Below are 12373 nucleotides of genomic sequence, written 5' to 3' on the forward strand. Positions count from 1 at the left end.
GTAATTCTCATTTCAGTTAAACCGCTATACATAAATACAACCACTATATTATAACATAACGCCTACCGCTTTCAACTATATGGTGTGATTTACAAATAAGAAATTTCTTCAATATCCTTAATCATCGTGCAGGCTTCTTCAAGTTCGCGGCTGTCAAACTCGTACATCATATGAAGTTCCTCCGGCTCAATGTCAATACCGTGCATCTCGTAACCGACCTTATGAAGCGCCGCCGCCCATAAATCTGCGTTCAAAAACTTCGGCATAAAAGGGTGCAGGACGTACAGATGCCTTCTCCACAGCTCCTCGACGGCAGCGTATAATGTAGGGTTTTCATTGCCGAGCGTTTCATCAAGCACCCGTAGAACGCGATGCAAAACCGGAGCCGCATCAGGCTGAACCGTTTCACTCGGAACCGCGGTCATTGAATCGCCGAATTTTGTAATATGAACCGGCTTGCTGTAGTCATGCTCCGCCATCAGCGTCAAAATCATCGTCTTGATAAGCGGATGTGCGCCCGGATCTTGAAGAATCGTTTTTAAGAGACCCGTGTATTTTGCAATATTGCGGTCTTTGAGAGAATGAATCAGATTCATTTGTTCAGCGGGGCTGTTCAGCACTTTTTCCGCATCAAGAATGTCCTCGTATTCCTCCTCCCACGCTTCATCCTGCTGGTCGGGATCGGTCATTTTGCGGCTGAATTCGAGCAGCCGGTAGAATTGCTCCGCACTTTCTGCGGGCAGCTGGTTTTCTTCCAGCACAGCTTCAATCGTGCTTTTGACTTCTTCATATTGTTTCAGCTGAATTAAAATGGTCATGTACACCTGCAGTACGGTGAAATAATGGCCGTACCCTTCATTCAGCATTTTCTCGCAAACTTGTTTTGCTTCTTCCAATTCCCCGAGTTCCAGAAAACAAATCGCCATGCCTAAATGTACGTCGGACTCGGTATCGCCGTGGCTTACCGCCTCTGAGAACAGTTCGAGGGCCTCCTGATACTGTTTATCCTTCATGGCGGCCATCCCTTTATCAACCAAGCGTTCTTTCAGACGGGGGAAAGGAATGATATCAGCTTTTTTCTTGTCATGCGTCATACTTTATTTCCTTTCAGGCGCTATTTTTTTCAAGTGTATCAACACGCGTCAGGAAACACAAGAAAGGATGGCGCGCACGGTAAAAAAAGCCGCCGGACAGATGCCGGTCGGCTTTTTTCAGGCTTGAAGCCAAGAACTTCTTTTCGATTCAAACTGCTGAATGTCGTCCTCCAGCAGAAGCGTTAATGAAATTTCATCATAACCGTTGATCAGCATTTCCTTCCAGTGAGGATCGACTTCAAATGAAATCTCTTTTCCTTCACTGTCGTGAATGAGCTGGTTTTCCAAATCAACCGTCATGTTAAGAGACTGATTTTCATATTGACCGGCGAGTTTTTTCCACTGATCATACGGCATACGGATGGGAAGCATACCGTTTTTAAAACAGTTTTGATGAAAAATATCGGCAAATGACGGAGCAATGATGATTTTGAAGCCGTAATCATCCAGCGCCCAAGGAGCGTGCTCACGGGATGATCCGCAGCCGAAATTCTCTCCGGCAATTAATATGGACGTGCCTTCATAGACTTTGCGGTTTAATTCAAATTCAGGATCAGGCTCACCGTTCTCAAGGTATCTCCAATCAAAAAACGCGAATCTGCCGTATCCTGTTCTTTCAATTCTTTTCAAAAACTGTTTCGGAATAATCTGGTCCGTATCGACGTTGATCCGGTTTAAGACAGCCGCTTTTCCCGTATGCGTTTTTAAAGGTTCCATCTTTTTGCGCACTCCTTACACAACTGTTTTTTCTTGATAAAACTTTCTTACATCGACGAAATGCCCGTGAATGGCTGCCATTGCCGCCATCGCCGGACTGACAAGGTGTGTTCTCGCGCCTTTTCCCTGTCTGCCTTCGAAGTTGCGGTTGGAAGTGGAAGCGCATCGTTCCCCTTCAGGCACGACATCATTGTTCATACTGAGGCACATGCTGCAGCCTGATTCTCTCCATTCAAATCCGGCCTCGAGAAACACGCGGTGCAGCCCTTCTTCTTCGGCCTGCTGTTTCACGCTTTGAGAACCCGGCACTACAATGGCTCTGACGCTGTCGGCGACTTTTCGGCCTTTGATCATATCCGCAGCCTGGCGAAGATCGGTCATCCGCGAATTTGTACAGGAGCCGATAAACACATGCTCGACTTTAATATCTTCAATTTTTTGATTCGGTGAGATTCCCATGTATTCGTACGCGCGGATGGCTTCTTTTTTACCGTCTTCAGAATCAATCGTTTCCGGCGCCGGTATTTGGGCATCGACCGGGAGAACCATGCCGGGATTGACGCCCCATGTTACCATTGGAGAAATCTCGCTGCCGTCTAACACGATGGAATGATCGTATACGGCGCCCGGATCGGTTTTTAACGCTTTCCATTCTGCGGCGGCTTTGTCAAACTCTTCGCCTTTTGGCGCGTATTTACGGTTTTTACAGTATTCAATCGTCGTGTCATCAGGAGCGATCAGTCCCGCCCGTGCTCCCGCTTCTATTGACATATTGCAGACGGTCATGCGTTCGTCCATAGACATGTTTCTGAATACTTCCCCGGTGTATTCAATAACATATCCGGTACCGAATCTCACCCCGTATTTTCCGATGACCGACAAGATGACATCCTTCGCGGTCACTCCTTTTTGGAGCGTTCCGTCAACGCGGATTTCAAGCGTTTTCGGCCGCTGCTGCCATAATGTCTGTGTGGAAAGAACATGTTCCACCTCACTTGTGCCGATACCGAAGGCAAGCGCTCCGAACGCGCCGTGAGTCGATGTATGGCTGTCTCCGCAAACGATCGTTTTCCCCGGTAGTGTCAGACCAAGCTCAGGTCCGACTACGTGAACGATCCCCTGGTCTGCGCTGTGAAGATCCGCAAGACGGACGCCGAACTCCTCGCAATTCCGTTCAAGCGCGGTTACTTGGCGCTTTGCGACTTCATCTTTAATGTCAAAACGGTTGACGGTCGGAATATTGTGGTCCATCGTCGCGAATGTGTTCTGCGGCCGTCTGACCTTTCTTCCCTTCTGCCTTAACCCTTCAAACGCCTGAGGAGACGTCACCTCATGAATTAGATGCAGATCAATATAGAGAAGGTCGGGTTTTCCTTCACCGCTTTTTACAACATGCCGATCCCAAATCTTTTCGATGATTGTTCGAGGCATCATCTTTGTTTCCTCCCTCTACCTATGAACTAAGACCGCTTTCTTTAAAGCGTCACACTATAGATTTTGTATTCGAGCCGGCTAATGCGGCTTTTACTTTTTCAGTAATGTCATGCGTTCCGGCATATTGGCCGTCCCGGGCGATATCACGTGTACGGCTGCCGTCTGCAAGCACCTTTGCGACCGCCTTTTCCACCGCCTGAGCTTCGTTTTCAAGCCCGAAAGATGTTCTCAAAAGCATCGCCGCTGATAAAATCGCCGCAAACGGATTGGCCATCCCTTTACCGGCGATGTCAGGCGCAGATCCATGCACGGGTTCAAACAAGTGAAGACCTGAACTTGATAAACTGGCTGACGGCAGCATGCCGAGCGAGCCTGTCAGCATGGAGGCTTCATCGCTTAAAATATCGCCGAACATATTCTCAGTTACGATGACGTCAAATTGGCTCGGAGCGTAGATGAGCTGCATCGCGGCATTATCGACAAGCATATGTTCAAGCGTCACATCAGGAAATTCTTTTGCGATTTCATCCGCTGTTTCACGCCACAGCCTGCTTGAAGAAAGCACATTCGCCTTATCAACGGACGTCACTTTTCCTTTTCTGTCGGCAGCCATCTTAAAAGCTTCTCTGACAACACGTGCGATTTCTTCTTTCTTATAAAAAAGGGTATCGACCGCTTCCTTTTCTCCCGCTTCATTGACATACTGTCTGCTCGGTTCTCCGAAGTAGAGGCCGCCCGTCAGTTCCCTGACGATTACAAAGTCGACGCCGCTGATATATTCTTTTTTCAGCGGAGATGCCTCAGACAAGCTTTCAAATACGGTCACGGGACGCAGATTGGCAAACAGGCCGAGTTTTTTTCTGATGCCGAGCAGGCCTTTTTCCGGTCTGAGCTCCGGAGGATTTTGGTCCCATTTCGGTCCGCCGACTGCCCCGAGCAGGATGGCGTCGGATCTTTCACAAAGAGCCACCGTCTCCTCAGGAAGGGGGTTTTGATGGGCGTCAATGGCCGCTCCCCCGATCAGTCCGTTTTCAAATTCAAATTCATGTCCGAATTGTTCGGCAACGCTTTTCAATACATCTGCCGCTGATTCCGCCACTTCCGGTCCGATTCCGTCACCGGGAAGCAAAGCAATGCGTTTTTTCAAATCAAACGTTCTCCTTTCTATTACGAGCCGACCGCAGTCTGTCTCTTTAATCCGTCTATATTGCAATCCAGCACCAATTGCCGGTTCACAGCGTTCAGATAAGCTTTTGCAGAAGCTTCCAGAACATCCTGCGCGATTCCCCGCCCTGATGATTCTTTTCCGTTCACGGTCACTCTGACGTAAACTTGAGCCAGCGCGTCTTCGCCTTTTCGGTTGGATTGGATGCGGTAGTCTGTCAGTTCAATATTTTTATCGATGCAGCGCCCGAGCGTATTATAAACGGCTTCTACGCTGCCCGCCCCCGTTGCCGCCTCTTGCATCAGCTGTTCGTTTTCCTGATTTTTTAAAGAGACTGTTGCAGTCGGCACCTGAGACGTCCCGTAATGCACTTGCAGAGACAAAAATTCATAGCCGATTTTTTTGTCCGTCACTTTTTCTTCTAAAATAAGAGAAATCAAGTCATCATCGGTGATTTCTTTTTTCTTTTCGGTCAGTTCTTTAAACATCGTAAAATATTTATTGATTTCATCACTATCAAACTGGAATCCAAGCGTATTCAGGCGGTCTTTGAACGCGTGGCGCCCGGAATGCTTTCCGAGTACGAGCGCATCAGCAGTCACGCCGACAAGTTCCGGTGAAATGATTTCATATGTTGATTTTTCTTTCAGGAAACCGTCTTGGTGAATGCCGGACTCATGTGCGAAAGCGTTATCTCCGACGATTGCTTTGTTGCGGGGAACGGCCATTCCCGTCAGTTTGCTGACAAGATCACTCGTCCGCTTCAATTCATGAAGATTGAGAGATGAATCGGCTTGATGCGCGTCATTTCTGACATGAAGCGCAACGGCGATTTCCTCTAGCGCGGCGTTCCCGGCTCTTTCTCCTATGCCGTTAATGGCGCATTCAATTTGATCAGCGCCGTTCTCAATTGCCGAAAGTGAGTTGGCAACCGCCATTCCGAGATCATCGTGGCAATGGGCTGAGAGCTTTACCCGGCTGATATTCGGAACGTGTTCCTTCATATATTTAAAGATGTTTCCGTATTCAGCCGGCGTCAGGTAACCTACAGTGTCCGGCAGGTTGATGACGCTCGCGCCGGCATCAATCACTTTTTCTACGATTTCAGCCAGAAACGGAAGTTCTGTGCGGCATGCGTCTTCTGCTGACCATTGAACGATCGGAAAGCGTTCTTTTGCATACTTCACCATTTCAACCGCTTTTTCCTTAACCTCTTCCCGCGTCATTTTCAGCTTATGCTTCAGATGAATGTCAGAGGTGGCGATAAAGATGTGAATCCGCGGGCTGGCCCCGTCTTTCAGCGCTTCCCAGGCTGCGTCGATGTCACCTTTGACAGATCGGGCAAGCCCTGTTACCGAACAATTTTTAATTGTTCTTGCGATTTCCTGCACGGCTAAAAAATCACCTCGGGATGAAGCGGGAAATCCCGCTTCAATAATGTCCACCCCGAGTCTTTCAAGCTGCTTGGCTATCGCCAGTTTCTCCCGGGAATTGAGGTTGACCCCGGGGGATTGTTCACCGTCACGAAGGGTCGTGTCGAAAACATTAATTTTGCGCAACGGAGACCACCGCTTCCTTCTTTTTGCCTTGTTTGACAAACGGCATCATTTCACGAAGCTGTCTGCCGACCTTTTCAATCTGATGCTCGTTTTCACTTGCATTGATCGCATTGAAACGAGGACGGTTCACTTGGTTTTCCACGATCCATTCTTTTGCGAATGTACCGTTTTGAATATCTGTTAATACTTGTTTCATCGATTCTTTTACCTTCGCATCGACTACACGCGGTCCTGATACAAAATCTCCCCATTGAGCCGTATCGGAGATAGAGTATCTCATGCCCGCCAAGCCTTCTTCATACATCAAGTCTACGATCAGCTTCAGTTCGTGCAGACACTCGAAGTATGCGAGTTCGGGCTGGTAGCCGGCTTCTGTCAGCGTTTCAAAACCCGCTTTGACAAGCGCCGTTAAACCTCCGCACAGAACAGCCTGCTCACCGAACAAATCCGTTTCCGTTTCTTCCTTAAATGTTGTTTCAAGAACGCCCGCACGCGCTCCGCCGATTCCTTTTGCATAAGCAAGAGCCGTATCTTTCGCTTCTCCTGATACATCCTGGTAGATGGCAAACAATGCCGGTACGCCTGCGCCTTGTTCATATGTTCTTCTGACAAGGTGTCCCGGTCCTTTAGGAGCGACAAGGAAGACATCTACATCAGCTGGAGGCACGATCTGATGGAAATGGACGTTAAATCCGTGTGCGAATACCAATGACTTGCCAGCCGTCAATTCATCTTTGATTTCAGCTTCATATACTTTTTGCTGCTGTTCATCCGGAAGAAGAACCATAATGATATCAGCCTGGGCAGCCGCTTCTCTTACCGAAAAGACTTTATGACCGTCTTCTTGGGCCTGTGTAAATGATTTTCCTTGTCTGACGCCGACAATGACATCAATTCCGCTTTCTTTTAAGTTCAGCGCGTGTGCATGACCTTGTGAACCGTAACCGATAATCGCTACTTTTTTACCCGCCAATACGTTCTCTTTGATATCACCGTTATAATATACTTTTACCATTTTAATCTCTCCCTTTTTTGTGTTATACAATTGAAATTGTTTTATTGGATGACGCCTTCTGCTGGGTTCCCCTCGCAAAAGCCGTTGTGCCCGTTCTCGCGATTTCTTTAATGCCGTAAGGTTTGAGAAGCTCTATAAGGGCTTCGATTTTATTAGATTCGCCGGTAACCTGAACGACGATGCTGTCTCTTGAGACATCAACGACGGAAGCTCTGAACGGCTCAATGATTCCATTGATTTCCGTTCTGGCCGACGGTGCGGAAACAACTTTAATCAGTGCAAGCTCACGCTGTACAATCGATTGGTTTGTAATATCCGTCACTTTAAGGACGTCAATTTGTTTGTTAAGCTGCTTTGTCAGCTGCTCTACGTCATTTTCGCCTTCCACATGGACGACAAATGTAATCCTTGAAACACCGCTTGTTTCCGTGTGGCCTACAGTGATGCTTTCGATATTATAGTGTCTTTTTGTAAACAGGCCGGTGATCCGGTTTAATACTCCCGAGCGATTGACCACCGTTAATGTGATAATGCGTTTCAAGGTTTCACCCCCACCATTTCATGAAGTCCTTTACCCGGCGCAATCATCGGGAATACTTTCTCGCTTTTGGCGACCCGGACGTCAATAACGACCGGTTCTTTTGATGAAAGCGCCTTTTTAAGCTCTTCTTCCGCCTCTTCTTCCGATGAAATCCGGACGCCTTTAATGCCGTAGGCTTCTGACAATTTGACAAAGTCAGGCTGCGCCGAGAATTTGGATTCAGAATAGCGTTCTTCATAGAAGATTTCCTGCCACTGTCTGACCATGCCCAGACATTCGTTGTTCAAGATAACCACTTTGACAGGAAGATTCAGCTGCCGGATGACATCTAATTCCTGAAGGGTCATCTGAAAACCGCCGTCTCCGAGGATGGCAACGACCGTGGCGTTACGGTCAGCCAGCTGTGCTCCGATAGCCGCCGGAAGGCCGAAGCCCATTGTGCCGAGTCCCCCCGAGGTCACCCACTTATCAGCCTTTCGGAAAGGATAAAACTGAGCCGCCCACATCTGGTGCTGGCCGACATCCGTCGCCACAATCGCCTCTCCGTTTGTGAATTGGTGAATATACTCAATCAGCTTTTGGGGTTTCAAGCCCTCTTCTCTGTTGTCTGTATACCAAAGCGGATATTCTTCTTTCCATTCTGAAAGCTGCTGTTTCCATTCCTCTGTCTGTCCCTGTTTTCCGTTTTGCTTCAATAATTCCTGAAGGACGATTTTACTGTCGCCGACCACCGGAATCTGCGTTTCAATAATTTTTCCGATTTCAGCAGGATCAATATCGATATGCGCTACTTTGGCCGATTTTGCAAAATGCTGCAGATTTCCGGTCACACGATCATCGAACCGCGCTCCGATGCTGATCAACAAGTCACAGTGGTAAAGCGCCATATTCGCTGTGTATGTGCCGTGCATCCCCGCCATTCCCAGAAATAGAGGATGGTCTGCCGGGAAACCGCCCAGACCGAGGAGCGTGTGCGCTACCGGTATTTGCTGCTGTTCGACATAATTTTTTAAATCTTCTGAAGCTTTACCGTGCAAAACACCCGCTCCGGCTAAAATAACCGGCTTTTTCGCACTGCTTACAGCTTCCACGAGCTTTCGGATCTGCAGATAGTTAGGCTCTTTTACCGGCTGATAACCCGGAAGGCTGATCTCATGATCATATCTGAACTCTCCTTCAAATGCTGCGACATCCTTCGGTATATCAATTAATACCGGACCAGGTCTTCCCGTCGTGGCGATATGGAACGCCTCTTTAATCACACGGGGGAGATCTTCCGGACGGCGGACTTGGTAGCTGTGTTTCGTAATCGGCATCGTAATTCCTAAAATGTCGGCTTCCTGGAAAGCGTCGCTGCCGATGACCGAAGTGGCCACCTGCCCGGTAAATACTACGAGCGGCAGTGAATCAATCATCGCATCCGCAAGACCGGTAACTAAATTTGTCGCGCCGGGCCCTGAAGTAGCAATCACAACCCCCGGCTTTCCGGAGACTCTCGCATACCCTTCTGCCGCATGAATCGCGCCTTGCTCGTGGCGGGGCAGGATGTGAACCAATCCTGATTGATACAGTTTATCGTAAATCGGAAGGACGGCTCCCCCCGGATAGCCGAAGATCATCTCGACATTTTCTTTCTTTAATGATTCAATCAGCATCAGAGCCCCGTTCATTGTTTTTGTACATTCGGCAGACAAAGAATCCGCCTGTACATTTGTGCCCATTTTCAGTTCCTCCTTTTCAATGTTCCCTTCTAAAATCCAATTCATAAAACGCAGCGCCGGCTGACGCAAATAAAAAAGCCTTCCCACCCACATTCAGCCAAGCATTTCATGCGATAGCCAAAAGGGGCGAAAAGGCTTTGCTCTCCGCGGTACCACCCTTGTTTACGGTCATATGCAGACCGTCTCATGGATAATGATTATCCGTTTTGATAACGAGTAAACATTGCGTTCACTCGGCCGAGTCCTACTCTTTACATTTCAGACCGGCACTCTGAGGGGAGTTCACTTTGATTTGTTTTACCGGCTCTCAGCGTTACCGGCTCTCTGTGAAAAACTTCAGCAAAGCTACTTATCCTCTTCTGCGCTTTTTATTATGGCAGCTCTTTTATTAAAAAAGAACCTTCATTTGTTTGTTTTTTCAGTGTTTTATGATTTTTCTTTTTAGCGTGAATCATTTATTTATTTTTGTTTGAACTCATATTACGCCCGTTTGCAGGCAGTGTCAACAGCATTTTTATAATTATTAGACAATTTAGATTAATCAATCTACTTTGTATACGCTTTCATTACTGGTACAAAGGGATCTGTAAATATTAAAAGTTTTTATCATTTTTTTATTAATCTCTCAAGATTACATGAAATTTTTCCGTTCATATACGAATATGTCACATTTTATTACACGATTTTTCTCTGTCCTTCCGGCATGCTTGTCAGATATTCCGTTCGATTGAACAGGCTCTTTATACAGACATACGCATACACTGTTCTTATCTCGTAAGAAATGAGTGATGTCATGAATAAGATGTTATCAGGCATGCAGGGCCTGCCTCCTGGATTTCCGCCTTTACCGGTCTTACCGCCGCAGTCTTATTATCCCCCGGCCCCGATGCATACAGCTCCATATCAAGGCGGCCCTTCTTTTCAGCAGGGATTCCCGTCATCTGGATACGGACAGCAGACCCCGCAAAGCACGCTGTCATTCGCCGGACAGCAATTCGTTCCGTACCCTTATACATCCGGGTACTACGGCCAAACCTTCAGTGACGTCGGCGGAAGCCTCGGCGCCGGGGCACATCCCGGCGCGCTCGGAGGCGGTTTCAGCGGCCATGCAGGAAGCTTCAGTGCTCCGAGCGGATTCAGATGATACAAAAACCGGTCTCACACGGCCGGTTTCTTTTCATATTCACAAAGTATAACGGTCATTCCATTGATTCATTTCCTGCTCCGTATAGTAATCAGCCCTTGAAACCTCAACAATGATTAAACCGCATTGAGTGATTAAAAATTGCTTCAGTTCCTCAAACAGCTTGTCTTTTCCGCAAAAGATCGTTTCTATATTGTGATTTTTATATGCAAATGCGTACTTCAAAAGCTAATTCCTCCCGCTGTCTTTCTATCGATTATTGACAAAATGCATGATAGAAATTAGATAATTTATTACTCAAGGGCGCCTTAAGTATCTTTATACATATATTTATCACGGTAAATATTACATTAAGTTTCATTTATATTAAAATTACTTTACAATTTTCATCAAATACGGAACTTTTGTTTCGTAAAATAAAAAATAAAATACAAAAAAACCTCAAACCCATTGTCAGGGCTTGAGGTTTTTTTATACGTCCCAGGAGAGATTCGAACTCCCGACCGACGGCTTAGAAGGCCGTTGCTCTATCCGGCTGAGCTACTGGGACATGAAAATCAAATTGTTCTGCTGATCATTTTACCATGATATCAGCGAATTGACAATATAGTCATCCGATAAAAAAGGCCAGCGGCATCAGTTTTCACTCTGATGTCACCAGCTCTTTTTTTGTACGTCCCAGGAGAGATTCGAACTCCCGACCGACGGCTTAGAAGGCCGTTGCTCTATCCAGCTGAGCTACTGGGACAGCTTTTGCTTTATGTATCAGCGACAAGATTTATTATATACAGGTTCAAATCATAAGTCAATATTTTTTTAAAAACTTTTGATGGGGAAGAATGAAATCTCCCCCATCACTTGTTAAAAACTGATTGTATTCCCCAAGTCCTTCAATTCCCGACCCGTTTCGTCGTAAAATGTCACGGCGCCTTCTCTTTCTGTAAGAGTAAGAATGGCATAGCTTTTCACATTGCGGACTCTCGGAAGATGGATGCTGCCCGGATTAATCAAAAGCTTGCCCCGGAGCACTTCACTCCCGGCAATATGTGAATGGCCGAAGCAGACGATATCCGCCCCAAGCTCTTCCGCCCGGTAAAAAACAGTTAAAAGTGACTGTTTAATGCCGTGAAGATGCCCATGAACGGCCAGAATTTTCTTTGAACCGGCGTCCAGAAGGAGTTCATCCTGAAACCCGCCGCCAAAGTCGCAATTGCCTTTTACCGTGTGATATGGCGTAAGCGCCGGATGTGCGGCGTCAAGCTCTGAATCACCGCAATGAATCATCAGATCCGCTTCGTCTTCGTGCCGCTTTGCAATCGTCTCCAGCTCGTCTTCAAGGCCGTGACTGTCACTTATTATCAGCACTTTCATTGCATACGCTCCCCCTTATGAATCAAGCAGCTTTGACAGTTTCTTGAGCGCCTCAGCCCTGTGGCTGATTTTGTTTTTCTCAGCGCTTGTCAGCTGGGCCATGGTTTTATCTTTATCTTTCACAATAAAAATGGGGTCATAGCCGAACCCGTTATCCCCCTCGGGTCCTTCCGCAATATACCCTTCAACATGACCTTCGACCGTTTTTGTTTCCTGCCCCGGCATGCTGACGGCAAGGGCGCAGCGGAAACGGGCCGTGCGCTGCTCTTTTTCGATGCCTTTTAATTCTGACAGCACCTTGTCCATATTCGCCTTATCATCTTTTGCTTCTCCGGCATAACGGGCTGAATAAACGCCCGGTCTGCCTCCAAGGTTGTCCACCGATAAACCGGAGTCGTCTGCAATGACCATTTTGTTTACGGCTTTTGCCACGGCTTCCGCTTTTAAGATGGCGTTTTCTTCAAAGGTATGTCCGGTTTCTTCAATTTCTTCCGTAAATCCGATTTCCGCCAAAGAAGAGACGCTGTAGCCTTTCGGTTCGAGTATTTCCTTGAATTCTTTCACTTTTCCCTGATTATGTGTCGCAATAATGGCTTCTTTCACGGTGATCAG

At 47.2% G+C, this 12373-nt stretch carries 12 protein-coding genes, 2 tRNA genes and 1 other annotated feature; of the genes, 1 reads left to right on the forward strand and 13 read right to left on the reverse strand.

Annotated features, from left to right (window positions below):
- Positions 1–89: 89 nt before the first annotated feature.
- The 8 genes from ddcA to ilvB all read right to left on the reverse strand — a co-directional run bounded on the left by ddcA (position 90) and on the right by ilvB (position 9246).
- Positions 90–1094, reverse strand: a complete 1005-nt coding sequence (gene ddcA / locus G4O42_RS12925; RefSeq protein WP_025285063.1) for a DNA damage checkpoint antagonist DdcA — start codon at positions 1092–1094, stop codon at positions 90–92.
- A 117-nt stretch (positions 1095–1211) separates the two neighbouring features.
- A complete protein-coding gene (gene leuD, locus G4O42_RS12930) occupies positions 1212–1811 on the reverse strand; it encodes a 3-isopropylmalate dehydratase small subunit (protein WP_032873792.1) in 600 nt (199 codons plus the stop codon).
- Between the two features lie 15 nt (positions 1812–1826).
- Positions 1827–3245, reverse strand: coding sequence for a 3-isopropylmalate dehydratase large subunit (gene leuC, locus G4O42_RS12935; RefSeq protein ID WP_007612904.1), 1419 nt, complete (start codon positions 3243–3245; stop codon positions 1827–1829).
- 49 nt (positions 3246–3294) lie between these two features.
- Positions 3295–4392 (reverse strand): 3-isopropylmalate dehydrogenase, encoded by a 1098-nt coding sequence (gene leuB, locus G4O42_RS12940; RefSeq protein ID WP_032873788.1) that lies wholly within the window; start codon positions 4390–4392, stop codon positions 3295–3297.
- A 20-nt stretch (positions 4393–4412) separates the two neighbouring features.
- Positions 4413–5969 (reverse strand): 2-isopropylmalate synthase, encoded by a 1557-nt coding sequence (locus G4O42_RS12945; RefSeq protein ID WP_007612906.1) that lies wholly within the window; start codon positions 5967–5969, stop codon positions 4413–4415.
- On the reverse strand, positions 5956–6984 hold the full coding sequence (ilvC, locus tag G4O42_RS12950) for a ketol-acid reductoisomerase (RefSeq protein WP_003152600.1): 1029 nt from the start codon (positions 6982–6984) through the stop codon (positions 5956–5958). Before ilvC ends, G4O42_RS12945 begins: the two co-directional genes overlap by 14 nt.
- A 22-nt stretch (positions 6985–7006) precedes the next feature.
- A complete protein-coding gene (gene ilvN / locus G4O42_RS12955) occupies positions 7007–7525 on the reverse strand; it encodes an acetolactate synthase small subunit (RefSeq protein WP_003152598.1) in 519 nt (172 codons plus the stop codon).
- On the reverse strand, positions 7522–9246 hold the full coding sequence (ilvB, locus tag G4O42_RS12960; protein WP_032874141.1) for an acetolactate synthase large subunit: 1725 nt from the start codon (positions 9244–9246) through the stop codon (positions 7522–7524). Before ilvB ends, ilvN begins: the two co-directional genes overlap by 4 nt.
- 119 nt (positions 9247–9365) lie before the next feature.
- Positions 9366–9617, reverse strand: a binding site (T-box leader).
- A 422-nt stretch (positions 9618–10039) separates the two neighbouring features.
- On the opposite strand from ilvB, the gene G4O42_RS12965 reads away from it, so the two are divergent.
- Complete coding sequence (locus G4O42_RS12965) at positions 10040–10390, forward strand: hypothetical protein (protein WP_032873786.1); 351 nt, start codon at positions 10040–10042, stop codon at positions 10388–10390.
- Between the two features lie 39 nt (positions 10391–10429).
- Here the strand turns inward: G4O42_RS12965 and G4O42_RS12970 are convergent, their stop codons facing one another.
- The 5 genes from G4O42_RS12970 to G4O42_RS12990 form a co-directional block, all read right to left on the reverse strand.
- Positions 10430–10615 carry a hypothetical protein gene (locus G4O42_RS12970; protein ID WP_032873783.1) on the reverse strand — a complete coding sequence of 62 codons (186 nt, stop codon included), beginning with the start codon at positions 10613–10615 and terminating at the stop codon, positions 10430–10432.
- 251 nt (positions 10616–10866) lie between these two features.
- Positions 10867–10940 (reverse strand) — tRNA-Arg (locus tag G4O42_RS12975).
- 124 nt (positions 10941–11064) lie between these two features.
- Positions 11065–11138: transfer RNA gene (locus G4O42_RS12980), tRNA-Arg, on the reverse strand.
- A gap of 113 nt (positions 11139–11251) precedes the next feature.
- Complete coding sequence (locus G4O42_RS12985) at positions 11252–11761, reverse strand: YfcE family phosphodiesterase (RefSeq protein WP_032873780.1); 510 nt, start codon at positions 11759–11761, stop codon at positions 11252–11254.
- 15 nt (positions 11762–11776) lie between these two features.
- Positions 11777–12373, reverse strand: coding sequence for an XTP/dITP diphosphatase (locus tag G4O42_RS12990; protein WP_087920775.1), 597 nt, complete (start codon positions 12371–12373; stop codon positions 11777–11779).

The sequence above is a fragment of the Bacillus sp. LUNF1 genome, from assembly GCF_011008975.1.
Taxonomy (GTDB): Bacteria; Bacillota; Bacilli; order Bacillales; family Bacillaceae; genus Bacillus; species Bacillus velezensis.